Here is a 22,158-nt window from a genome sequence, read left to right as displayed (position 1 = left end):
ACTAGCCCCTCGTGGACGGCGCTGGCACGATCACCGTCCGTGGCAGCCAAGAAGATCATCACCTTGCGCGGCTCCCTGATCGCCGCCGCCCTCGCCGTGCTCTGCCGCCGACGGACTCGGGCAAGGATCCGTACGGACCGAAGTACGTCCACCGGCGGGTCGCCGACGCGGTGTACACGGGTGTCGGCGGCTACGGCATGTACGCGAAGTAGGGCCTGGGGCTTCAGACAGCCTTGGAACCCCGGTGGAGCGCGACGATGCCGCCGGTGAGGTTCCGCCAGGCCACCTGCGACCAGCCGGCCTTCTGGAGCATCTCCGCGAGGGCCGGCTGGTCGGGCCAGGACTGAATGGACTCGGCGAGGTAGACGTACGCGTCCGGGTTGGAGGAGACGGCTCGCGCCACCGGTGGCAGCGCGCGCATCAGATACTCCTCGTACACCATGCGGAACGGCGCCCACGTCGGATGCGAGAACTCGCAGATCACGACACGGCCGCCGGGCTTCGTCACCCGGTACAGCTCGCGCAGCGCCGCCTCGGTGTCCTGAATGTTGCGCAGGCCGAAGGAGATCGTGACCGCATCGAAGACGTCGTCACGGAAGGGCAGCTTCATGCCGTCGCCCGCCGTGAACGGCATCCACGGGTGTCGCTTCTTGCCCACCTGGAGCATGCCGATCGAGAAGTCGCACGGCACGACGTAGGCCCCGGCACGGACGAACGGCTGCGAGGAGGTCGCCGTGCCCGCGGCCAGGTCGAGGACCTTTTCCGCGGGGCGGGCGTGCACCGCCTTCGCAACCTCCTTGCGCCACAGCCGGGCCTGGCCGAGCGACAGCACATCGTTGGTGAGGTCGTAGTTCGCCGCCACGTCGTCGAACATCGAGGCGACTTCGTGCGGCTGCTTGTCCAGGGATGCTCGGGTCACCCACCCATTCAAGCAGCCCGGCCGCGGCTGCCTCGCGCCGGTCGTGCGTCGGCGCCCGGAGCCGCTCGAAAGCCGGCTTCAACCTTTTGGGCGCGAGACGACTCAGTACAGGGGTGAGAGATCACCGAGGAACCGGAGAGGGGGACAGATGACCGCAGACCGCAGTCGGGACTCCACCGGCTTCGAGGAGTTCGCCCGGGCGAACCAACGGCGTCTGTACCGGACCGCATATCTGCTGTGCGGCGATGCGGAGAGCGCCCGCGATCTGACGCAGACGACGCTCGCCAAGCTGTTCCAGCACTGGCACCGGGCGAGCGCCGCCGACCATCCCGCCGCCTATGCGCGCACCGTCCTCACCCGGACGTATCTCGCCGAGCGCCGGCGGCGGCTCCGCGACTTCCTGGCCCACAGCCGGGTCGACGCACCGCCCCCCGTGGTGGGTCCCGAGTTGACGGTGACGCTGTTGACCGCCCTGGCCGAACTGCCGCCCCGTGCACGGGCGATGGTCGTCCTGCGCTACTGGGAGGACCTGGGCGTGCAGACGGTCGCCGAGCTGCTGCGCTGCAGCGAATCCACCGTCAAGAGCCAGTGCTCGCGCTCGCTCGCCACGCTGCGTACGCGGCTGGGCGACCCGCACCTCTACACCATTCGCAGCTGAGGAGAACCGTCATGGACATGCTTTCGGAAGGCGCGTTGGAGGAGACCGGGACGCAGCGGATCAGGGAGGCGATGGCGGAGGCGGCCGAGGGGGCGCCACCGCTGCCGGACCTGCTGCCGGTCGCGCTTGCCGAGGGGCGCAGGCGTCGCACCAGGGCGCGTGCGGCCATCGGCGCGGGGGTGGCCGGGGTGGTGGCGCTCGGGGTGTTCGGTGCGACGCTGCCGTCCTGGGGCACGGGCAGCGGTACGGGCAACGGCGCCGCACAGGTCGGGGCGCCCGCCCAGGGCCGCAGCGACGCGCCCGCCCCCACCGGGCCCGCGAGCGACGTCGTCAAGCCGACCGCCGTTCCCGGCGAGCCGCCGCGCACGCCGGTGCACGTCAAGCCCACCCCGGGCGAGTCGTCCATGGCGGACCTGCCCGCCGCCGAGCGCAAGCGGATGGAGCAGTTCCAGCAGGACGCGGCGGCGTTGTTCGACACGATGCTGCCGGCGGCGTTCGGTACCGTCCGCCCGGTCGATCTGGCGGTCAGCCGGTACCAGGGCGCGTCCAAGGGCAGCGTCTTCCCCGTCGTCTTCTCCGTACGCCCCATCGGTGACTCGTCCAACAGCCCGGAGGCCCCCTGCTCGTACGGCCCGACGAAGAAGTACCGCTGCGAGAAGGCACAGCTGCCCGGCGGCATCGTGGCCCGCGCCGTCACCGCGAGCGGGAACTCGAAGGGCGGGAAGGACATCGTCGGCGTGAGTGTCCGCTTCGAGTTCGGGGACAGCGCCGTCGTCCTCTCGGCGGACGGCGACGACTCCTCCATGGTCTCGGCGCCGGTCACCGTGGACCAGTTGCTCCGCATCGCACGGGACCCCCGCTTCCTGGACCTGGTGCGTTACGCGGACGCGTACCCGATGGAGCCGAAGCAGGGGTCCGTCCGTGGCGGGTGAGGCACGGGGACGCCGGGCGCGTGGCCGCAGCCGCGGCGCGGCCCGGCGCGCCCGCCGCCGACGGACCCGGATACGGATGCTGGGTGCCGTGCTGGTGCCGGGCGCGCTGCTCTGCGGGGCGTTGGTGTGGGGGCCGTGGGGCGGTGGGGACGGGGCGTCGGCGGCGTCGAACACCCCGTCGGTCCGGCCGTCGGTGACCCGGTCGGCCACAGGCGTCGGGCCCGACTCCCGTTCCGTACCGAGCAGTCCGGAACCCGTCGGCTCGGCGGCCGGCTCCCGCGACGGCAAGAAGAAGCGGGTGGCCGGGACGCGGAACCCGCCCGGGTCCGTGCCCGGCCACGGCTCCGGCACGTTCGTCCCTGCCGCCCCGGCGTCCGCGGCCGCTCACGGCACGGGCACCGTCCACCGCTACCGCGTCGAGGTGGAACAGGGCAGCGGTCTGGCCGCCGGTCCGGCTGCCGCCGAGGTCTCCGGTGTGCTCGCCGACCCACGCGGCTGGACCCGCACCGGGCACGACGCGTTCCGGCAGGTCGGCTCGGGACCGGCCGGTCTGGTGATCCGTATCGCCACGCCGGACACCGTCGACCGGCTCTGCGGGGCGTACGGGCTGCACACGCGGGGCGAGGTCAACTGTCGCGTCGGCAGCACGGTCGTGGTGAACCTGAAGCGGTGGATGCAGGGCTCGCCGCAGTTCGACGGGCCGCTCGCCGAGTACCGGGCGCTGATCATCAACCACGAGGTCGGCCACTGGCTGGGCCACGGCCACGAGACCTGCCCGGGGCCAGGACGTCCCGCGCCCGCGATGATGCAGCAGATCGACGGGCTACGGGGGTGCGTCGCCAACGCCTGGCCGTACACGGCCACGGGCAGGTACGTAGGTGGCCCGTCCGTGCCCTGACGCGCTCCGGAGCGCCTACCGCCGCCGGTACACCAGCCGCCCGCCCAGCACCGTGGCGATGCACGCCCCGGCGCCCGCCGCACAGAGCGCGTCCTCGTCCGGTACGTCGAAGACGGCGAGGTCGGCGCGGCCGCCGACGGTGAGCGGGCCGTGCACGGAACCGGGCAGGTCATACCCCTCCGAGAACGGGTCCAGGCTCGGTTCGCCGACCAGGATGCCGGGGGCGCCGACGGCCGAAACCTCGGTCAGCCCCGAGCGGTCCACGGCGGTGCGGACGGCCGGGTCGTGGAACCGGCCCGCGAGGTGTGTGGTGCCGTGCCGCAGCATCTGCTGCAGCCCGCGCCGTACGCTGCCCGCCCACCGCGCCGCGTCCATCTCGCCGGCCAGCCGTTCGAACGCCTCGCCCCACAGCGGCCGGTCACCGAGCTCGTCCGCCTCGCGCGGGTCGGGGTGGTAGCAGCGGGTCAGCAGCCAGACTGCGTGCCACTGCCGCAGGCCGGGCGTCAGGACTCCCGGCCACTGGCGGACCCGGGCCGCCGGGTGGGCGGCGACGACCTCGTCGTGCGGTCCGAGGGCGACGATCCGGTCGCCGTCCACGGCGACCGCGCCCTGCGCGACGGCAGCCGCGCCGACCGGAAGAACCAGCGGCGCGGCGTGAACGGTCAGCACGACAGCCTCAGTTGGCGCTGAGGAGCTTGAGTTCCGGGTGTGCGGTGCCGCCCTCGATCGCGGTGGACGAGATGTGTGAGACGACGCGCTCGTCGACCGGGTCGTTCGCCGGGTCGTCGTGGACGACGAGGTGCTCGTACGTCGTGGCGCGCTGCGCCGGGACCCGGCCCGCCTTGCGGATCAGGTCGATGATCTCCAGCCGGTTGGAGCGGTGCTTGGCACCGGCGGAGGAGACGACGTTCTCCTCCAGCATGATCGAGCCGAGGTCGTCGGCGCCGTAGTGCAGCGACAGCTGGCCGACCTCCTTGCCGGTGGTCAGCCAGGAGCCCTGGATGTGGGCGACGTTGTCGAGGAAGAGCCGGGCGATGGCGATCATCCGCAGGTACTCGAAGAGCGTGGCCTGCGTCCGGCCCTTCAGGTGGTTGTTCTCCGGCTGGTACGTATACGGGATGAACGCACGGAAACCACCGGTCCGGTCCTGTACGTCGCGGATCATCCGCAGGTGCTCGATGCGCTCGGCGTTGGTCTCGCCGGTGCCCATCAGCATCGTGGAGGTGGACTCGACACCGAGCCGGTGCGCCGCCTCCATGATCTCCAGCCAGCGCTCGCCGGACTCCTTGAGCGGGGCGATCGCCTTGCGCGGCCGGGCCGGCAGCAGCTCGGCGCCGGCGCCCGCGAAGGAGTCGAGACCGGCGGCGTGGATCCGCTGGATGGCCTCCTCCACGGAGACCTTGGAGATCCGGGCCATGTGCTCGATCTCGGAGGCGCCCAGCGAGTGGATGACCAGCTGCGGGAACGCCTTCTTGATCGCGGAGAAGTGCTCCTCGTAGTACTCGACGCCGTAGTCCGGGTGGTGTCCGCCCTGGAACATGATCTGCGTGCCGCCGAGCTCGACGGTCTCCGCACAGCGGCGCAGGATGTCGTCGAGGTCGCGGGACCAGCCCTTGGCAGTGTCCTTCGGTGCGGCGTAGAAGGCGCAGAACTTGCAGGCCGTGACGCACACGTTGGTGTAGTTGATGTTGCGCTCGATGATGTACGTCGCGATGTGCTCCGTACCGGCGTAGCGGCGTCGGCGCACAGCGTCGGCAGCGGCGCCCAGCGCGTGCAGGGGCGCCGACCGGTAGAGGTCGAGGGCCTCCTCCGGAGTGATCCGGCCGCCTTCGGCGGCTCGGTCGAGGATGGGCTGGAGGTCGGCCTTCTCGGTCACCGGGCTGTCACCTTTCGGCGGTTTTTCAACGGATCCATGGACCGGTTCAGCCTACGCCAGCCCCTCCCGGGGTCAGCTGCCGGACCGGGCGAGTGTGCCGTACGGAAGCCCCGCACCCCGCTCCTCGGACCGGAAGCGGAGTGTGCCGTCCCCGGCGAGGGTGAAGGTGACGTCGGTCGTGGTCTGCGTGCAGAGCCCGGCGGTTCCGGGCCGGTCCGGGTCGGCGCGCTCCCGGAGCGTCAGTTCCTCGGCGGTGCCGGAGGAGAGCTTCGCGATGCTGTTGCAGCTGACGGTCACTCCGAGGGTGGAGAAGGTGGTGTTCATACGGACGACATCCGTGCCCTTCTTCCCCTCGGTGAACACCGCGGTGAGGGTGCCGTGCGGCTGCCCGGTCGTCTTCTCGGTCAGCGGCCCCTTCCAGGTACCGACGAACGTCTTGGGCAGCGCGGTGACCTGGCCCGCACCGGGGTAGCCGTCCGCCGGGTCCGGCGACGCGCTGGAGGACGCGCCAGGGGGTTGGGCGACCCCGCCGTGCTCGGCGTCGCCGCCACCGATGCCCGGCAGCAGGTCGAAGAGGAGGGCGCTGCCGACGGTCACGGCGGCGAGCGCGCCCGCCACGGCGAGGGCGACGGTGCAGCTGAGCCTGCGGCCGCGGCTGCGGCCGGCGGCGCCGGGCTCGGAGCCGGCGCCGACAGTGACGGAGAACCGGGAATCGGGGGTACGGGGGCCGGGGAGTCCGCCCGGGTCGCGGTCCGCGGCCTCGGCCGGCGGGAATGTCCGGGGCGGGCGGGCCGGCTCGATCGGCGGCCCGAACTCTCCACGCGCGCCGTTGCTGTCGGCGGAGCCGGAGGCGGTGAGGGAGGCGTTGCTGAACGGCACCGGTCCCGACTGCACCGGCCCGTCCTGCGGCTCCAGGTCGAGCAGCGCCACTGCCGAGCGGCTGACCTCACGCACCAGTGCTCCGGGCAGCCAGCCCGCCGCCACTGCCGCCGCCGCCCCGCCGGGTGCCAGCTGCCGGGCGAGCTCCGTCGGGGTGGGCCGACGCGCCGGGTCCTTCGCCAGGCACGTGGCTATCACGTCCCGCAGTTCGCCCTCGATCTCACCCAGCTCCGGCTCCTCGTGCACCACCTTGTAGAGGAGCACCGCCGAGGAGTCGCCGAGGAAGGGGGCGTCGCCCGTCGCCGCGTACGCGAGCACCGCGCCGAGCGAGAAGACATCGGCGGCGCCCGAGATCTCCAGACCCCGGATCTGCTCCGGTGCCATGTAGCCGGGCGAGCCGACCGAAACCCCGGTGGAGGTGAGCGAGGCGGTGGCGTCGATCGCGCGGGCGATGCCGAAGTCGATGAGGCGGGGGCCGTCGAGGGCGAGCAGGACGTTGGACGGCTTCACGTCGCGGTGGATGAGCCCCTGCCCGTGCACGACGGCCAGGGCCTCCGCGAGTCCGGCGCCCAGGGTCCGTACCGCCTGCTCGGGCAGTGGCCCGTGCTCCGTGACCGCGGCCGACAGCGGGGGCCCGGCGACATAGCCGGTGGCGACCCACGGCACGGGGGCATCCGGATCGGCGTCCAGGACGGGCGCCGTCCACTGGGCGCCGATCCGCCGCGCCGCGTCGACCTCGCGCCGGAACCGCGCACGGAACTGTTCGTCGAGCGCGAAGTGCGGATGGACGACCTTGACCGCGACGGTGCGTCCACCCGCACTGCGTCCCAGATACACCCGGCCCATGCCGCCCGCACCGAGTCTGCCGAGCAACCGGTAGGCACCGATGGTGAGCGGTTCGCCGGCTTCCAGCGGCTGCATACGGACTCCCCCTGTGGACCGGCCGGACCTCCGACCGAAGCCTAGGGGTCGGAGGTCGCGCGATCACAGAGAAACCATCGGCCGATTTCGCCCCTATGGGAACGAACCGCGGTTTTCGGCACAGTAAAAGGCGCGAATGAGTCGTTCACCCGATCGAATCCGGGACTCGACCTGGGCTCACCCCGTACTCCGTCCTCCCTCTATTCGGGATAGGACGTGCGAGCTGTCCGGCCGCGGCATTCGTGGCATTCGCTGGAAAGGAATCCATGAGGCAGTGCGATAAACAGCACGGGAGGGAACGGGGAAGCCAGAAGAAGGTTCAGTATTCACCAATCGCCCGGACCCATTCCCCCCGCGCAGTGGCCGGTGCCGGATCAGTGGCCGAGCAGCTCGACGTTCACGTCCACCGGGAAACCGGTCGTCGCCCCGACCCGGCGGGCGAACTCACGTACGCCCGACAGCTGGTCCGGACCGAAGCGGAAGTCCAGCGTCGTGAAGTACCGCTCCAGCAGCTCCGCGTCGAAGACCTCCCACCGCGCCGCCGTCTCGGCGACTTTGGTGACCTCTTCCAGCGACAGGTCCCGCGAGGCGAGGAACGCCCGGTGCACCTCCTCCACCATGGCCGGGTGCGCGGCCAGAAAGTCCTTGCGCGCCGCCCAGACCGCGAAGACGAACGGCAGCCCCGTCCACTCCTTCCACATCTGCCCCAGGTCATGGACCTGCAGACCGAGGCGCGGCGCGTCGTGCAGCGAGGCGCGCAGCGCGGCGTCGCCGATCAGCACGGCGGCGTCCGCCTCCTGCATCATCAGGCCGAGGTCGGGCGGGCAGGTGTAGTAGTCGGGCGTCACCTCGTACCGCTCGGCGAGCAGCAGCTGAGCGAGGCGTACGGAGGTGCGCGAGGTCGAACCGAGCGCCACCCGGGCCCCGTCGAGCTGCTCCAGGGGCAGCTGCGACACGATCACGCATGACATGACGGGCCCGTCGCAGCCGACCGCGATATCGGGGAAGGCGACGAGCTGATCGGCGTTGCGCAGGTACTCGACGAGGGTGATGGGGCCGATGTCGAGGTCACCGCGTACCAGCTGCTCGCTGAGCTTCTCCGGGGTGTCCTTCGACAGCTCCAGGTCGAGCAGGGTTCCGGTCCGCGCCAGGCCCCAGTAGAGGGGGAGGCAGTTCAGGAACTGGATGTGGCCGACGCGCGGCCTGCTGCGACGGTCGTCGCCTGCTGCGGGGGAGACGGTTGAATTGTCCACATCGCGAGGCTAGACCCGTGCGGACATCCCGCCACCACCGGGGCGCGGAGGGACCCGCCCGGTCCCGCCCCTCCGTGTCTGCCGGTCCCACGCCCCGGCGTGTCTCCGCGGCCACCTCCGCGCCACCCGAACGACACCCCCGGGCCCCCTTCTGACCGCTATCTCCGTCAGTCTCTCGGCAGGGCAATCAAACATCCGGGTGAAGTGATCTTTCCCTCTACCGTTCCGCACACGCTGCGTGCTAGGCTCGACGCAAGTTGCAGTTTGGTTTCCCTTGCAGTACAGAGCCTGCGGAGCATGTAACCCGCAGGCTTTTGTAGTTTTCAGACTTCTTTGCAGGTTCTGGAGCAGGGCAACCCTTTGGCCCAAGGAGGGCTTATGGCTACCGGAACCGTCAAGTGGTTCAACGCTGAAAAGGGCTTCGGCTTCATCGCCCAGGACGGCGGCGGCCCGGATGTCTTCGTCCACTACTCCGCGATCAACGCGTCCGGGTTCCGCTCCCTCGAGGAGAACCAGGTCGTGAACTTCGACGTCACTCAGGGGCCGAAGGGCCCGCAGGCTGAGAACGTCAGCCCGGCCTAGTTGCCCGGGTCGGCCGATCGCGGCCGGCATGCAGTACCCAAGGAGCCCCGCTCCCCCGCCTCGGCGGAGGAGCGGGGCTCCTGCCTTGTGATGGCCCGCCCGGTGCCGCCGCGGACGGGAGCTTGACCTTGACACCGTGTGAGGGCGTGCACTGGGAGACATCATGTTCACCATCGGAGATTTCGCCAGGTACGGACGGGTGTCGGCCCGGATGCTGCGTCACTACGACGCCATCGGACTGCTGCCTCCCGACCGCACCGACCCCGCGACCGGCTACCGCTTCTACGGTGCCGCTCAGCTCGCCCGCCTCAACCGCATCATCGCTCTCAAGGGTCTCGGCTTCACGCTCCAGCAGGTGCAGGCCGTCCTCGACGAACAGGTCGGACCCGAGGAGATCCGCGGAATGCTGCGACTGCGGCAGGCGGAGCTGGAGGCGGCCATGGCCGCGGCGGCGGCACGGCTGGCGCAGGTCGAGGCGAGGCTCCGGTCGATCGAGAGCGAGGGGCACATGCCCACGGACGACGTTGTGATCAAGAACGTTCCCGCGGTACGGGTGGCGGAGCTGACGGGGACCGCGGCCGGCTACGAGCCGCAGGCCATCACTCCGGTGATCGGACCGCTGTACGACCGGCTGTTCCCGCTGCTGAAGGCGGCCGGAATCAGCCCCACCGGCCCGGGCATCGCGCGCTACGAGGACGCCCCCGCGGGCGACGGCGCGATCACCGTGCACGCGGGGGTGACGGTCTCCGCCCCGGTCGGCCCGGTCGGTGACACCGGCGTCACGGTGGTCGACCTGCCCGCGTTCGAGGCGGCGACCATCGTCCACCGCGGTTCGATGGACGGGGTCCTCGCCACCGAGCAGACGCTGGCCCGCTGGCTGGACACCAATGGGTACCGGTCACTGGGGTACACCCGGGAGATCAACCTGGAGTGCCCGGAGGACAAGGACAAGTGGGTGACGGAGCTCCAGGAGCCGGTGGCCAGGGCCTGACCACGTCCCACGGGGCCCGCCGGACACGGTGGGCCCCGTGCCGCACCACCGGCCGGCAGGGCCTACGGCCTCACGCCCCCGGCCCCGCCCACAGCCCCTCGTCCGTGAGCCCCAGCAGATCGATGGCGTTGCGGCGCACGACCCGGTCCACCACATCCGGGTCCAGGTGCCCCATCTGCGCCTCGCCGACCTCGCGCGACTCGGGCCAGGTCGAATCCGAGTGCGGGTAGTCGGTCTCGTACAGAACGTTTCCCACGCCGATCGCGTCCAGGTTCTTCAGCCCGAACGCGTCATCGAAGAAGCACCCGTACACATGCTCGGCGAAGAGCTCGGACGGCGGCCGGTGCACCTTGTCGGCGACACCGCCCCAGGCCCGGTTCTCCTCCCAGACCACGTCGGCCCGTTCCAGGATGTACGGGATCCAGCCGATCTGGCCCTCCGCGTACATGATCCGGAGGTTCGGGAACCGTTCGAACTTGCCGCTCATCAGCCAGTCGACCATCGAGAAGCAGCAGTTGGCGAAGGTGATGGTGGAGCCGACCGCGGGCGGGGCGTCGGCCGAGGTGGACGGCATCTTCGAGGACGAGCCGATGTGCATCGCGATCACGGTCCCCGTCTCGTCGCAGGCCCGCAGGAACGGATCCCACGCGTCCGTATGTATCGACGGAAGTCCCAGATGTGGGGGTATCTCGGAGAACGCGACAGCACGCACCCCGCGCGCGGCGTTCCGCCGGACCTCGTCGGCGGCGAGCTGTGAGTCCCAGAGCGGGACGAGGGTCAGCGGGATCAGCCGGCCCTGCGCGTCGGGGCCGCACCACTCCTCCACCATCCAGTCGTTGTACGCGCGCACGCCGAGCAGTCCGAGCTCACGGTCCTTCGCCTCCGTGAACGTCTGACCACAGAACCGCGGGAAGGTCGGGAAACAGAGCGCGGACTGGACGTGGTTGATGTCCATGTCGGCGAGCCGGTCCGGGACCGCGTACGAACCAGGGCGCATCTGCTCGTACGTGATGACTTCGAGCTTGATCTCGTCCCGGTCGTAGCCGACGGAGGTGTCGAGCCGGGTGAGCGGCCGGTGCAGATCCTCGTACACCCACCAGTCGCCGATCGGCCCCTCGTCGCCCTTTGCGCCCATCACCGGTGCGAACCTGCCCCCCATGAAGGTCATTTCCTTCAGGGGGGCGCGGACGATGCGCGGGCCGCGGTCGAGGTACTTGGACGGGAGCCGGTCCCGCCAGACATGAGCGGGCTCCACCGTGTGATCGTCCACCGAGATGATCTTCGGGAAGGTCTCCATGTGCACTACGGTAGCGCCGATCTGACGAACCGTCAGCTCTCTGGGCCGGGCCCCTGTCCCAAATCGTTGTCGAGGGCTTGTGCAGAGCGTCACCCACTGCTGACGTGTCCGCCCATGACAAGGCAGACTGTTGACCGCGATACCAGCGGTAGGTCGTAATCCGGATCCACCCGGACCACATCGGTGCAGCGGCGGTCATTCCGGGCAGAGACACCAGCGGGACCATCAACACCAGCGGGTTCAGTGCGACCGGCAGGACTGGCGGGGCGAGCAGGACAGGGGGCATCAATGGACCGTGACCACGGGCCACGTGTGCGCGTTCCGGAGCAGCGCGCTGCTCAGCAACAGACGACCGGGACCGGCCTGCGGTTCGCCGTGCTCGGCCCCGTACGCGCCTGGCGCGACGACGAACCGCTGGCGTCCGGCTCGCCGCAGCAGCGGGCCCTGCTGGTCGCGCTGCTGCTGCGCGACGGGCGCACGGCCACCGCCGCCGAACTCATCGACGCCATCTGGGGCGACGAGCCGCCGTCCCAGGCGCTCGCCGCCGTACGGACGTACGCGTCCCGGCTGCGCAAGATCCTCGACCCGTCCACGCTGGTCAGCGACGCCGGCGGGTACGCGATCCGGACCAGCCCCGACGCACTCGACCTCACGGTGGCCCAGGAGTTGACCGCCGACGCGGAGAAGGCGCGGGCGGGCGGGGACCGGCGCCGGGCCCGCACCCTGCTCAACGAGGCGCTGGCGCTGTGGGACGGCGAAACGCTGGCCTCCGTCCCGGGCCCCTATGCCGAGAACCAGCGCACCCGGCTCGCCGAGTGGCGGCTCCAGCTCACCGAGACCCGGCTCGACCTGGATCTGGAGGTCGGCAGCCACGCGGAGGCGGTCTCCGAACTCACCGCACTCACCGCGGCGCACCCGCTGCGGGAGCGGCTGCGCGAACTGCTGATGATCGCCCTGTACCGCAGCGGCCGCCAGGCGGAAGCGCTCGCCGTGTACGCCGACACGCGACGGTTGCTCGCCGACGAACTCGGCGTCGACCCGCGGCCGGAGCTCTCGCAGCTCCAGCAGCGGATCCTGCAGGCCGACGAGGAACTGGCCCACCCGGCCGACGAGGCGGCCCCCGCACCTGCCGCGGTCCGGCCGGCCCAGCTCCCGGCGACGGTCCCGGACTTCACCGGCCGCGCCTCCTTCGTGCGCGAACTGGGCGACCGGCTGGCGACGGCGGAGGGTTCGGTCATGGCCGTGTCGGCGCTCGCGGGCATCGGCGGCGTCGGCAAGACAACCCTCGCCGTGCACGTCGCCCACCAGGCGCGCCCGCACTTCCCGGACGGCCAGCTCTACGTCGACCTGCAGGGAGCCGGAGCACGGGCGGCGGAGCCGGAGACGGTGCTCGGCTCGTTCCTGCGCGCCCTCGGCACCGCGGACTCGGCGATCCCCGATTCATTGGACGAACGGGCGGCGCTGTACCGCTCCACGCTCGACGGCCGCCGCATCCTGGTCCTCCTGGACAACGCGCACGACGCGGCGCAGATCCGCCCCCTGCTGCCCGGCACGGCAGGCTGCGCGGCCCTGGTGACCAGCCGCGTCCGCATGGTCGACCTGGCGGGCGCGCACCTGGTGGACCTGGACGTGATGTCCCCCGAGGAGGCGCTCCAGCTCTTCACCCGGATCGTCGGCGAGGAGCGGGTCGGCTCGGAGCGCGAGGCGGCCCTGGACGTGGTCGCCGCGTGCGGCTTCCTCCCCCTGGCGATCCGCATCGCCGCTTCCCGCCTGGCCGCCCGCCGCACCTGGACGGTCTCGGTCCTCGCGGCCAAACTCGCGGACGAGCGACGCCGGCTGGACGAGCTCCAGGCGGGCGACCTGGCGGTGAAGGCCACCTTTGAACTCGGCTACGGCCAGCTGGAACCGGCCCAGGCCCGCGCGTTCCGCCTGCTGGGCCTGGCAGACGGCCCGGACATCTCCCTGGCGGCAGCTGCGGCGCTGCTGAACCTGGAGGTGCATGCGGCGGAGGACGTGCTGGAGTCCCTGGTCGACACGAGTCTGCTGGAATCGGCGGCGCCAGGTCGGTACCGGTACCACGACCTGGTACGGCTCTACGCGCGTGCGTGCGCGGAACGGGACGAACAGCCGCCGGAGGAGCGGGAGTTGGCGCTTTCGCGCCTGCTGGACTTCTATCTGGCCACGGCGGCGGGGGTGTATGCGCTGGAGCGGCCGGGGGATCGGCTGGTGGACCACCTGGAACCGACGCAGCACGAGGGCCTGTCGTTCGCAGACCGGCACTCGGCGCTGGACTGGCTCTACGCGGAGGCCGACACGCTTCTCGCCTGCGTACGCCAATCGTCCGGCCCCGGCACCTTGCGCCGGGCCGTGGACCTTCTCTGGGCATCGCTGGATCTGGGCGAGTCCGGCGCCAACTCGAGACAGTACGAGACCATCGCCTTTGCCGTACGGGACGCTGCCCGTGCCTGTGGCGACCAACGCACCGAGGTGCGTGCTCTGGTCACATTGGCCGATGTGCATCACACATCGGGGCGTTTCGACCGGGCCGAGCAGGAGGCGAAGGAGATCATGCGGCTCGTCGAAGCCGACCTCGACCCGTTGCCCGGGTGCTGGGCTCCGAACGCTCGCGGCATCATGGCGCTCTACCAGAGTCGACACGACGACGGCGAGAGATATCTGACCCAAGCCATCGACAGCTTCCGTCGGATCCAGGACCGGCCGGGCGAGGCGAGCGCGCTGTGCAACTTGTCGCGCATTCACCTGGCCACGGGCCGCACCGGCAGTGCGGTGTCTCTGGCCAAGCAGGGCATAGACATATACGACAGCCTGGGTCACGCCCTTCGGAGTGCCAACGGCCGCTATGCGCTCGGCATGGCCCTCACGCAGAGCGGCCAGTTCACCGATGCGACGGAGAGACTTCTGGAAGCACTGGCCGTCTTCCGGGACAGCCGCCAACGCCTGTGGGAAGGGATGACACTCTTCAGGCTCGCCGAGGTCGACCTCGCTGCCGGATGCTCGGCCGATGCCGCGGCTAAGGCCGAGCAGGCCCTGACCGCGCTGCGAGGCATCGGTGGCGAATGGCGGAGGGGCAACGTGCTCACCGTGCTCGGGCGCGCCCTTGGGGAGATCGGGCAGTTCGGGCGCGCTCAGGTCTGCTGGCACGAGGCCCTGGCCATCTACGAGGAACTGGGTTCGCACGAGGCGACCGATGTGCGCGCCCTGCTGTCCGCCGATCCCACCGTGACGACTGCGTAGGACGCCTGCCGGGGGCGTTCATCGTTCGTTTATCGCGACCCGGCATTCTTCTCTTAGTCGATCCGTCGCGTCGGGGGGCAGACGGGGCGACAGACGGCCGTGGCACTAATGTGAGCGGCCCTGAAAGGCCCGTCCGGCGGTCCACGGGGGAACAGCCGGGCGGGCCTTGCCCACCCATCACGAAGAAATGCCAAGGGGAGCAGATCATCATGGCTGACGCGACGAAGAAGGACCCGGAGATCAAGCCGCAGGACATGCACGCCACCGGTGGTAACGCCGACCAGATCACCACTCTGGACATGCACGCGACCGGCGGACCAATCAAGCCGCAGGACATGCACGCCACGGGCGGCACGGCCACGACCGACGACATGCACGCGACGTCGGAGCCCACGAACTAGTTCTTCTTTTCGGCGGGGGCACGGGGGACGGCCGCGGCGGCACGGAGGGGGAGCCGTCGCGGCCGCTGCACGTCTGCGCCGGTTGACGTAATCGCGTCAACGTTCAACCGCTTCGCGCCAACAGGGTTCCGCCATCGCCCCCCCCCTGCCACTAGCGTCACTTCACGCCCGCAAGCTCTCTTCTCCCACAGGAGTTGGAATGACCCGCACGAAGAAGACGCTCGTCGCCGCCGCGTTCGCCGTGGCCCTCGGCCTCGGCGCGGCCACCCCGGCGCTGGCTGACAGCCACATGACCGGCGACACCCCCGTCACCACTCAGGACGCGCACGCCACCGTGATGACCCCGCAGGACAGCCACGCCAGCTGAGCCACACCCGCGCGCAAGAGGGCCCGAGCCAACCGCTCGGGCCCTCTCCATTTCCCTACAGCCCCCGCGCCAGCACCCCCGCCCCGCACAGCTTCCCCATGTCGTCCTACTCCCGGTGAAGACCGCCACCCGGCCCGGCTGTCGCCCCGCGATCACCGCAAGCGCCGCGTCGATGGCGTACTTGTGGCCGTGCAGACCGGTCTCACCCAGCCGCCTGATCGCCTCGTCGGCGATGTCCTTGGTCACGGACTCGACGACGATGCCGGGCATCGCCCAGTTCCAGACGGGCCGCCGGATCTTGCTGTGGTACGCCTCGATCAAGGTCATCGAACTGGTCACCACGCGGATGCCCGTACGGTGGGCATCCGTGAGACGAGCCTTCATCTCCGGGTCTCCGAGCGCCGCCCGGGAAAGGGACTCGGAATCCAGTACGTATGAGATGTCTGGCATCAAGCCGCACTCCGGTGCGACTCCGTGCCCGCGTCCTGCTCGCCGAACCACTGCTCGATCTCGCGCCGCTCCGCCTCGGCAGCCGCCAGGTCCCCATCCGTCAGCGGGCCGTACTCGCCCTCCATCCGCTCCACCAGCTCCCCCAGCCGGTCATGCTCGCGCTGGCGTTCTATGGCGCGCGTGACATACGCGCTGAACGCACCGGGGCCGACCTCGCTGCGGATCTCCTCCGGCAGGGTGACCGTGTACTTCTTGGTTGCCATACCAATCACGATGCCTGGGTGATCGGTGCCCCACCGCCCGATTCACCCCATCCGGTGAAGCACATGCGCCGCCGTACGCCTCTCCCGTACCGTTGCCGTGAAGCCGCGCGAAGGGACCGGAATGACCGCACAGCACATCGACCCCGCGGGGCCCCTCATCCCCCGCCCGCAGCGGACCCCGGCGGCACTCCGAATCGCCCTCGCGCAGGTGGCTCCGCACCGGCTGGGCGAGATGGAGCAGCAGAAGGACGCAGCCATCGCCCTGGCCGCGGACACCGGCAGCCTGGGGCCGATCACGCAGTTCCTGGAGTCGTGGGCCGTCGCTGTGGAGATCGCCCGGCTGCCTGTTGCCGCCGCCCGCCTGCACTCCGCCGAGTACGCGGTGCAGAACCTTGACAGGGATGCCCCTGCCTGGCGGGCAGCCATGGACGAGATCCGTAACCTCCACACGTACGCACGGGCATCTCTCGCCGGTGAGTGAGTGGCGTTGGGAGTACGACCCGGACGAGACCCACGTCATCGGAGGCGCCACTCCGCCCCCGCCCGTCTTTGTCGCCGAGGTCGAAAAGCACGCCGATGAGCTCGTAAGGGCCGCATCCGCCCTGCATCTCGACGGGACATCGTTCCAAGGGGCTGGTGACGGCGTGCAGACCGCTTTCGTGCCGGGCGGGATGTTCCTTTACCTCACCATCATCCGGCACCAGTGCGTCTACGTGCTTCACGTGACGCCTTGGCCTTCGGCCTGAGCGGCCCTACCCCCGCCCCCGCAACTCCCCCTTCACCACCTTGCCGCTCGCGTTCCGCGGCAGCTCCCCCACGAATTCCACCGCCCTCGGCACCTTGTAGTTCGCCATCTCGCGCCGGGACCAGGCGATCAGGTCGTCCGCCGTCAGCGTCGCGCCCGCCCGACGGACCGCGTACGCCTTGCCGACCTCGCCGAGTCTCGGGTCCGGGATGCCGATCACCGCCACGTCCGCCACATCCGGGTGCAGGCCCAGGAGCTGTTCGATCTCGGCCGGGTACGCGTTGAAGCCGCCGACGATGAACATGTCCTTGATCCGGTCCGTGATGCGCAGGTTGCCCGCCTCGTCGAGGATGCCCACGTCTCCCGTGTGGAGCCAGCCGTCCGGGGTGATGGCGGCTGCTGTGGTGTCGGGGTCCTCGAAGTAGCCCTGCATCACGTGGAAGCCGCGGACCAGGACCTCGCCGGGCGTGCCGGGGTCCGCCAGGACGCGGATCTCCGTGCCGGGGATCGCCCGGCCCGAGGTGGAGGAGATCGTCTCGGGCGGGTCGCCCCTGCGGCACATCGTGACGATGCCGCTCGCCTCGGAGAGGCCGTATGCCGTGAGGACCGTCGCGATGCCCAGCTCCGTGCGCAGACGTTCCACCAGGAGCAGGGGGACCACCGCCGCGCCCGTGACCACCAGGCGCAGGGCGGAGAGGTCGTGCGTCGCCCGCGCCGGGTGGTCCAGCAGGGACTGGTGGAGGGTGGGCGGGCCGGGGAGGACCGAGATGCGTTCAGCGGCGATGTTCGCGAGGACGGTGTCCACGTCGAACACCGGCTGCGGGATCATCGTCGCGCCCCGCATCAGGCACGCGATGATGCCCGCCTTGTAGCCGAAGGTGTGGAAGAACGGGTTCACGATCAGATAGCGGTCGCCCTCGCGCAGGCCGGCCAGCTCGCTCCAGATCGCGTAGCAGCGCAGGGTCTGGGCGTGGGTGATGACCGCGCCCTTGGGGTGGCCCGTGGTGCCCGAGGTGTAGATGATGTCGGAGGCGGCCGAGGGGGTGATGGCGTCGGCCCGTTGCCGTACCGCCGCGGGCGATATCCGCTCCCCCGCCGCCAGGAAGTCCTTCCAGGTGACGTAGGACTCGGGTGCCGTGTCCGCGAGCACCACCACCCGCTCCAGGTGAGGGAGTTCCGCCTCCGCCCGGCGCAGCGACGCCACGTACGACGTGCCCAGGAAGGTGCCGGTGATGAAGAGCAGCTTCGCCCGGCTCCGCTCCAGGATGTACGCCGCCTCCGCGCCCTTGAAGCGCGTGTTGAGGGGGACCAGGACCCCGCCCGCCGTGACCGCCCCGAGGGCGGAGACGATCCAGTCCAGGGTGTTCGGCGCCCAGACGGCGACCCGGTCCCCCGGCTCCACACCCGAGGCCATGCACGCCGCGGCGGCTCGTTCGACGCGGTCACCGAGTTCGGCGTACGAGATGCGGGTCCGGCCCTCGACGACGGCCTCACGCTCCCCGTACCGCTGCGCTGCCGCTCGCACCAGCCTCGGGATGCTGCCCCACTCCTCGTCGCCGCGCATCGCATGCCCTCCCACCGAACCGCAACAGCTGACTATCCGTCAGATTAGCTGTAGCCTCTGCCGCTGTCAGCAGTCATGACGATCGCGGAGGTGACGGGTGGCGACGCTCAAGGACGTGACGGCGATAGCCGGGATCGGGCAGACGGCCTTCGCGAAACAACTACCGGAATCCGAGAAGACCTTGGCCTGCCGGGCCATCGTCGCGGCGCTCGACGACGCGGGCATCGCCGCGTCGGAGGTGGACGCGTTCGCCTCGTACACGATGGAGGAGACCGACGAGGTCGAGGTCGCCAAGGCGATCGGGGCCGGTGACGTCACCTTCTTCTCCAAGGTCGGCTACGGGGGCGGTGGTTCGTGCGCGACGATCGCGCATCTCGCCGCCGCCGTCGCCACCGGACAGGCGAGCGTCGGGGTCGCCTGGCGCTCGCGGAAGCGCGGCTCGGGGCCGAGGCCCTGGAAGAACACCACCGCCCAGCTGCCCACCCCCGCCCAGTGGACCCGCCCGTACGGTCTGCTGCGGCCCGCCGACGAGATCGGGATGCTCGCGCGGCGGTACATGCACGAGTACGGGGCCACTCGCGACCATCTCTTCAATGTCGCGCTCGCCTGCCGCAACCGCGCCAACCAGAACCCGGACGCGGTGATGTACGAACGGCCGCTGACCCGCGACATGTATATGACCTCCCGCTGGATCAGCGAGCCGCTCTGTCTCTTCGACAACTGTCTGGAGACGGACGGGGCACTGGCCTGCGTCGTCGTCTCCGCCGAGCGGGCCCGGGACTGCCGCCAGAAGCCCGTCTACATCCACTCCGTCGCCCAGGGGCTACCGGCCCAGCACCACGGGATGGTCAACTACTGGAACGACGACCCGCTGACCGGCCCCGCCTGGACGGCCGCCCGGCAGCTGTGGAAGCACGCCGACTTCGGGCCGGACGATGTCGATGTCGCGCAGATCTATGACGCGTTCACCCCGCTCATCCCGCTCTCCCTGGAGGGTTACGGCTTCTGCGGGCGCGGCGAGGGCGCCGCGTTCACCGAGGGCGGGGCGCTGGAGAGCGGCGGCCGACTGCCGATCAACACCGGGGGCGGCGGGCTCAGCGAGGCGTATGTGCACGGCTTCAACCTCATCAATGAGGGAGTGAAGCAGCTGCGCGGGATCTCCACCGCGCAGGTGCCGGACGCCGCCACCTGCCTGGTCACCGCCGGTGAGGGCGTGCCCACCTCCGCCGTACTGCTGAGGAGCTGAGATCACGAATGGAATCGCTGCTGCTGCCCGTCGCCGACGAGGACGGTGCCCCCTTCTGGGAGTACGCCGCCCGGGGCGAACTCCGCGTCCAGGCGTGCGCCGCCCCCGCGTGCGGCGCCCTCCGTTTCCCGCCACGGCCGTGCTGCCCGCACTGCCAGTCCTTCGAGAGCGAGTGGCGGCCGATGAGCGGCCGCGGCCGGATCTGGTCGTACGTGCTGCCGCATCCGCCGCTGCTGCCCGCGTACGCCGCGCAGGCCCCGTACAACGCGGTCGTCGTCGAACTCGCCGACGCTCCGCACATCCGGCTGGTCGGCAATGTGGTCAGCGGCCCCGCGGCACCGCTCGACTCGGTCGATCCGGCGCGGCTGCGGATCGGGGCACCGGTGCGGGCGGTCTTCGCGCCCGTGAGCCCGGAGCTGACCGTGGTCCGCTGGCTGCTGGAAGGGTGAGCGGACGACGATGACGCTGCGGACGGAGACCGACAAGGAGACCGGGGTCGCGGTCGTCACCCTCGACCGGCCGGAGAAGCTGAACGCGATCGACCTGGCGACGGCGGACGAACTCGCCGCCGCGTGGCGGGCGTTCCGGTTCGACGACGGGGTGCGGGCCGTCGTCCTCACCGGTGCGGGCGGGCGCGCCTTCTGTACTGGGATCGACCGGGACGTGGCGGTGCCGCAGCCCTCGTCCCCGTACACGATCGACGACCCGCTGCTCGCGGTCGGACCGAAGGCGAACGACCTGTGGAAGCCGGTGATCGCCGCCGTGGAGGGGATGGCGTGCGGCGGGGCGTTCTATCTGCTGGGCGAGGCGGAGTTCGTCATCGCGTCGGAGGAAGCGACGTTCTTCGACCCGCATACGACCTACGGCATGGTCAGCGCGTACGAGGCGATTCACATGGCGCAGCGGATGCCGTTCGGGGAGGTCGCCCGGATGTCCCTGATGGGTACGGCCGAACGGGTGACGGCCCGTCGTGCGTACGAGACCGGGCTGGTCAGCGAGGTGACGGCGCCCGGCGGCGCGGTGGCGGCGGCGGTGCGGGCGGCGGCCGTCATCGCGTCTTACCCGACCGGGGCGGTGCAGGGAACGGTGCGGGCGGTGTGGTCCGCCAAGGAAGCGGCGCGCACCCAGGCACTGGCCCACGCCCCGCACCTGATCGCGCTCGGAAACCTGCCGGTGGAGCGGCAGGGCGAGCTGTTCGCGGCGCGGGGACGTGGCGACAGCGGATTCGGACTGCGGTGAGCGTGAGCGCGGTCAGTAGCCGAGCGTGGCGTCGACCCGGCACTTCTTCACCCGGGACACCTTGCCCGGGGTGTCCATCCGCACGGACAGGGTCCGGCTCGCGCCGCCGTCAACCTCCACGCTCGCTTCGCCTGTGTCGACGGTGTGGCCGGCCGCGTCGAGGAAGGTGACGTCGATGTCGTACATGTGCGTGTCGTACGCAACGGCCGTGATGCGGACGGTGGAGGCGGTCAGGGCGCGCCGCTTGCCCTTGCGGGGCTGCGCGCAGCGGACGACGGTCACCTGGGGCGCGTCGGTCGCGGTGGCGCCGGGCGTCGCGGTCTCGTAGGTGGAGCCGCCGGACGAACTGCTCGACGAGTCGTCGTAGTCATCGTCGTCGTTGTGGTGGTAGCTGCCGTTGCTCTTCTTGGAGTTGGAGCAGCCGCCGCCGCTACTGCTCGAACCGTGGCTCTTGCTGCCTCGGCTCTTGCCGCCTCGGCCCTTGCCGCTGTGGCTCGAGGTCGAGAAGCCGGTGAGTGCGAGCACCACCGCCACCAGGACCGCCGAGAGTTTCAGATGCTGCCGCATCATCGATGCAGCCCCCCTTGTGTTGTTGTCATGCTGCTGTCGAACGACCGCGCGACACCGTAACGCACGGCGCACGGGAAGGGCCGTCCGGCCGGTGCGTCCCTGTGGCAGGGGTCAGGGGCCCGGCGTAGCGTCGGCGTCGAGAGCGGTGCTGACGCGCGACGCCGGTCCGCACGACCGCAGGAGGCCGATGATGATCCGCTACATCCTCGGCTCGACCGTCGCTCTCGCGGGAGCGGCGGCCGCCGTGCTGAGCCCCTTCCGTGACTGGTACGACGGCCGCCTCGGGCGGCAGTACCGGATCGCGGACCTCTTCAACGGCATCAGCGGTGCGCGGCCGGGACTGTGGGGGTCGGTCTGGCTGCCGCTTCTCTTCGCCGCGGCCGTGACGGTGGTGGGTGTGTGGCTGCGGTCTCGGCTGCTGGTCGCGTGCGCGGGGGTCGTCGTCCTCGGCTTCACCGTGCTGTGGATGGTGCGGCAGGGGCAGGCGACCGGGAGCCTGACGGTGGCGGCGAACGGGTCCGGGCTGCAGGTGGGGGTGGCGACCGCAGCGGTGGGCGGGGCACTGATGCTGGTGGGGGCTGTGGTGATGCCGGGGTGGCGGGCCGGCCACGGGCGTCTGGAGCGCGTGGACCGGAAGCGGCCCTACGCGCCGCCGGGGTCAGACGATCCGGACACCTGGCCGCCGACGCAGGAGCCGGGGCCATCGGTGCAGACGAGCCCCCTGCCGGAGCCGGAGGCGGACCCGTACACGGGCCCCGAGCCCCCGGACCCGCGCCGCCCGCCGGGCCCCTGACGCGCCGGACGAAGCCGACGCCCTCCGCGGCTCGCCCCCCACGTGGCGCACGGTTCCGG

At 70.9% G+C, this 22,158-nt stretch carries 24 protein-coding genes and 1 pseudogene; 15 read left to right on the top strand and 10 right to left on the bottom strand.

Translation table 11 applies throughout. The annotated features are described in order from the left end of the window. Positions 1–11: 11 nt before the first annotated feature. Positions 12–212: a hypothetical protein gene (locus ACNPQM_RS11220; protein ID WP_418083898.1), complete on the top strand. Its 201-nt coding sequence runs from the start codon at positions 12–14 to the stop codon at positions 210–212. 11 nt (positions 213–223) lie between these two features. Here the strand turns inward: ACNPQM_RS11220 and ACNPQM_RS11215 are convergent, their stop codons facing one another. Next, entirely contained in the window at positions 224–919 is a 696-nt protein-coding gene (locus ACNPQM_RS11215; protein WP_418083897.1) for a demethylmenaquinone methyltransferase, read from the bottom strand. 148 nt (positions 920–1,067) lie between these two features. Between ACNPQM_RS11215 and ACNPQM_RS11210 the strand changes: the two genes are divergently transcribed. The 3 genes from ACNPQM_RS11210 to ACNPQM_RS11200 are packed head-to-tail and all read left to right on the top strand — an operon-like array spanning position 1,068 to position 3,407. Further along, entirely contained in the window at positions 1,068–1,577 is a 510-nt protein-coding gene (locus ACNPQM_RS11210) for a SigE family RNA polymerase sigma factor (protein WP_418083896.1), read from the top strand. 11 nt (positions 1,578–1,588) lie between these two features. Then, a complete protein-coding gene (locus tag ACNPQM_RS11205; RefSeq protein ID WP_418083895.1) occupies positions 1,589–2,509 on the top strand; it encodes a hypothetical protein in 921 nt (306 codons plus the stop codon). Further along, the gene (locus tag ACNPQM_RS11200) at positions 2,499–3,407 is read left to right on the top strand and encodes a DUF3152 domain-containing protein (protein ID WP_418083894.1); all 909 of its coding nucleotides are present in this window, start codon (positions 2,499–2,501) and stop codon (positions 3,405–3,407) included. The genes ACNPQM_RS11205 and ACNPQM_RS11200 overlap by 11 nt, the downstream gene beginning before the upstream one ends. A 15-nt stretch (positions 3,408–3,422) precedes the next feature. Here ACNPQM_RS11200 and ACNPQM_RS11195 read toward each other — a convergent pair whose 3' ends face one another. The 4 genes from ACNPQM_RS11195 to ACNPQM_RS11180 form a co-directional block, all read right to left on the bottom strand. Further along, entirely contained in the window at positions 3,423–4,076 is a 654-nt protein-coding gene (locus ACNPQM_RS11195; RefSeq protein ID WP_418083893.1) for an imidazolonepropionase-like domain-containing protein, read from the bottom strand. A gap of 7 nt (positions 4,077–4,083) precedes the next feature. Then, a complete protein-coding gene (gene mqnC, locus ACNPQM_RS11190; RefSeq protein ID WP_266982739.1) occupies positions 4,084–5,283 on the bottom strand; it encodes a cyclic dehypoxanthinyl futalosine synthase in 1,200 nt (399 codons plus the stop codon). A 72-nt stretch (positions 5,284–5,355) separates the two neighbouring features. Further along, positions 5,356–7,083 carry a serine/threonine-protein kinase gene (locus ACNPQM_RS11185; RefSeq protein WP_418083892.1) on the bottom strand — a complete coding sequence of 576 codons (1,728 nt, stop codon included), beginning with the start codon at positions 7,081–7,083 and terminating at the stop codon, positions 5,356–5,358. Positions 7,084–7,457: 374 nt separating this feature from the next. Continuing rightward, positions 7,458–8,336 (bottom strand): menaquinone biosynthetic enzyme MqnA/MqnD family protein, encoded by an 879-nt coding sequence (locus ACNPQM_RS11180; protein ID WP_418083891.1) that lies wholly within the window; start codon positions 8,334–8,336, stop codon positions 7,458–7,460. A 378-nt stretch (positions 8,337–8,714) separates the two neighbouring features. Here ACNPQM_RS11180 and ACNPQM_RS11175 point away from each other — a divergent pair, with 378 nt between their 5' ends. After that, complete coding sequence (locus ACNPQM_RS11175; protein ID WP_037693088.1) at positions 8,715–8,918, top strand: cold-shock protein; 204 nt, start codon at positions 8,715–8,717, stop codon at positions 8,916–8,918. Positions 8,919–9,081: 163 nt separating this feature from the next. Beyond that, the gene (locus ACNPQM_RS11170; RefSeq protein ID WP_418083890.1) at positions 9,082–9,909 is read left to right on the top strand and encodes a MerR family transcriptional regulator; all 828 of its coding nucleotides are present in this window, start codon (positions 9,082–9,084) and stop codon (positions 9,907–9,909) included. Positions 9,910–9,979: 70 nt separating this feature from the next. On the opposite strand, the gene ACNPQM_RS11165 is transcribed toward ACNPQM_RS11170, so the two are convergent. Next, positions 9,980–11,206: an amidohydrolase family protein gene (locus ACNPQM_RS11165; protein WP_418083889.1), complete on the bottom strand. Its 1,227-nt coding sequence runs from the start codon at positions 11,204–11,206 to the stop codon at positions 9,980–9,982. A gap of 288 nt (positions 11,207–11,494) precedes the next feature. Here ACNPQM_RS11165 and ACNPQM_RS11160 point away from each other — a divergent pair, with 288 nt between their 5' ends. The 3 genes from ACNPQM_RS11160 to ACNPQM_RS11150 all read left to right on the top strand — a co-directional run bounded on the left by ACNPQM_RS11160 (position 11,495) and on the right by ACNPQM_RS11150 (position 15,229). Continuing rightward, on the top strand, positions 11,495–14,461 hold the full coding sequence (locus ACNPQM_RS11160; RefSeq protein ID WP_418083888.1) for an AfsR/SARP family transcriptional regulator: 2,967 nt from the start codon (positions 11,495–11,497) through the stop codon (positions 14,459–14,461). Positions 14,462–14,670: 209 nt separating this feature from the next. Continuing rightward, positions 14,671–14,862: a hypothetical protein gene (locus ACNPQM_RS11155; protein WP_418083887.1), complete on the top strand. Its 192-nt coding sequence runs from the start codon at positions 14,671–14,673 to the stop codon at positions 14,860–14,862. 199 nt (positions 14,863–15,061) lie between these two features. Beyond that, the gene (locus tag ACNPQM_RS11150) at positions 15,062–15,229 is read left to right on the top strand and encodes a hypothetical protein (RefSeq protein ID WP_418083886.1); all 168 of its coding nucleotides are present in this window, start codon (positions 15,062–15,064) and stop codon (positions 15,227–15,229) included. Positions 15,230–15,284: 55 nt separating this feature from the next. Here ACNPQM_RS11150 and ACNPQM_RS11145 read toward each other — a convergent pair. Together ACNPQM_RS11145 and ACNPQM_RS11140 are read right to left on the bottom strand one after the other, a co-directional pair. Then, positions 15,285–15,679, bottom strand: a pseudogene (locus ACNPQM_RS11145) (hypothetical protein). Then, positions 15,679–15,942 (bottom strand): hypothetical protein, encoded by a 264-nt coding sequence (locus ACNPQM_RS11140; protein WP_418083885.1) that lies wholly within the window; start codon positions 15,940–15,942, stop codon positions 15,679–15,681. Before ACNPQM_RS11140 ends, ACNPQM_RS11145 begins: the two are co-directional and overlap by 1 nt. 121 nt (positions 15,943–16,063) lie before the next feature. Between ACNPQM_RS11140 and ACNPQM_RS11135 the strand changes: the two genes are divergently transcribed. Together ACNPQM_RS11135 and ACNPQM_RS11130 are read left to right on the top strand one after the other, a co-directional pair. Next, the gene (locus tag ACNPQM_RS11135; RefSeq protein ID WP_418083884.1) at positions 16,064–16,423 is read left to right on the top strand and encodes a hypothetical protein; all 360 of its coding nucleotides are present in this window, start codon (positions 16,064–16,066) and stop codon (positions 16,421–16,423) included. Then, a complete protein-coding gene (locus tag ACNPQM_RS11130) occupies positions 16,416–16,688 on the top strand; it encodes a hypothetical protein (protein WP_418083883.1) in 273 nt (90 codons plus the stop codon). Before ACNPQM_RS11135 ends, ACNPQM_RS11130 begins: the two co-directional genes overlap by 8 nt. A 6-nt stretch (positions 16,689–16,694) precedes the next feature. Here ACNPQM_RS11130 and ACNPQM_RS11125 read toward each other — a convergent pair whose 3' ends face one another. Then, on the bottom strand, positions 16,695–18,251 hold the full coding sequence (locus tag ACNPQM_RS11125) for a FadD3 family acyl-CoA ligase (RefSeq protein WP_418083882.1): 1,557 nt from the start codon (positions 18,249–18,251) through the stop codon (positions 16,695–16,697). Positions 18,252–18,348: 97 nt separating this feature from the next. Here ACNPQM_RS11125 and ACNPQM_RS11120 point away from each other — a divergent pair, with 97 nt between their 5' ends. Genes ACNPQM_RS11120 through ACNPQM_RS11110 form a run of 3 tightly spaced genes read left to right on the top strand, consistent with a single transcriptional unit; the run spans position 18,349 to position 20,736 of the window. Continuing rightward, positions 18,349–19,497 carry a lipid-transfer protein gene (locus ACNPQM_RS11120; RefSeq protein ID WP_418083881.1) on the top strand — a complete coding sequence of 383 codons (1,149 nt, stop codon included), beginning with the start codon at positions 18,349–18,351 and terminating at the stop codon, positions 19,495–19,497. An 8-nt stretch (positions 19,498–19,505) separates the two neighbouring features. Continuing rightward, entirely contained in the window at positions 19,506–19,946 is a 441-nt protein-coding gene (locus tag ACNPQM_RS11115) for a Zn-ribbon domain-containing OB-fold protein (protein ID WP_358856820.1), read from the top strand. 10 nt (positions 19,947–19,956) lie between these two features. Beyond that, positions 19,957–20,736 carry an enoyl-CoA hydratase/isomerase family protein gene (locus ACNPQM_RS11110; protein WP_358856819.1) on the top strand — a complete coding sequence of 260 codons (780 nt, stop codon included), beginning with the start codon at positions 19,957–19,959 and terminating at the stop codon, positions 20,734–20,736. Positions 20,737–20,748: 12 nt separating this feature from the next. Here the strand turns inward: ACNPQM_RS11110 and ACNPQM_RS11105 are convergent, their stop codons facing one another. Next, complete coding sequence (locus ACNPQM_RS11105; RefSeq protein ID WP_418083880.1) at positions 20,749–21,306, bottom strand: hypothetical protein; 558 nt, start codon at positions 21,304–21,306, stop codon at positions 20,749–20,751. Positions 21,307–21,496: 190 nt separating this feature from the next. Between ACNPQM_RS11105 and ACNPQM_RS11100 the strand changes: the two genes are divergently transcribed. After that, positions 21,497–22,099: a hypothetical protein gene (locus tag ACNPQM_RS11100; protein WP_358856817.1), complete on the top strand. Its 603-nt coding sequence runs from the start codon at positions 21,497–21,499 to the stop codon at positions 22,097–22,099. Positions 22,100–22,158: the final 59 nt, after the last annotated feature.

This window comes from Streptomyces sp. NPDC056231 (genome assembly GCF_048270745.1).
Lineage (GTDB): Bacteria > Actinomycetota > Actinomycetes > Streptomycetales > Streptomycetaceae > Streptomyces.
This window is presented reverse-complemented; position numbering and strand designations above follow the sequence as displayed.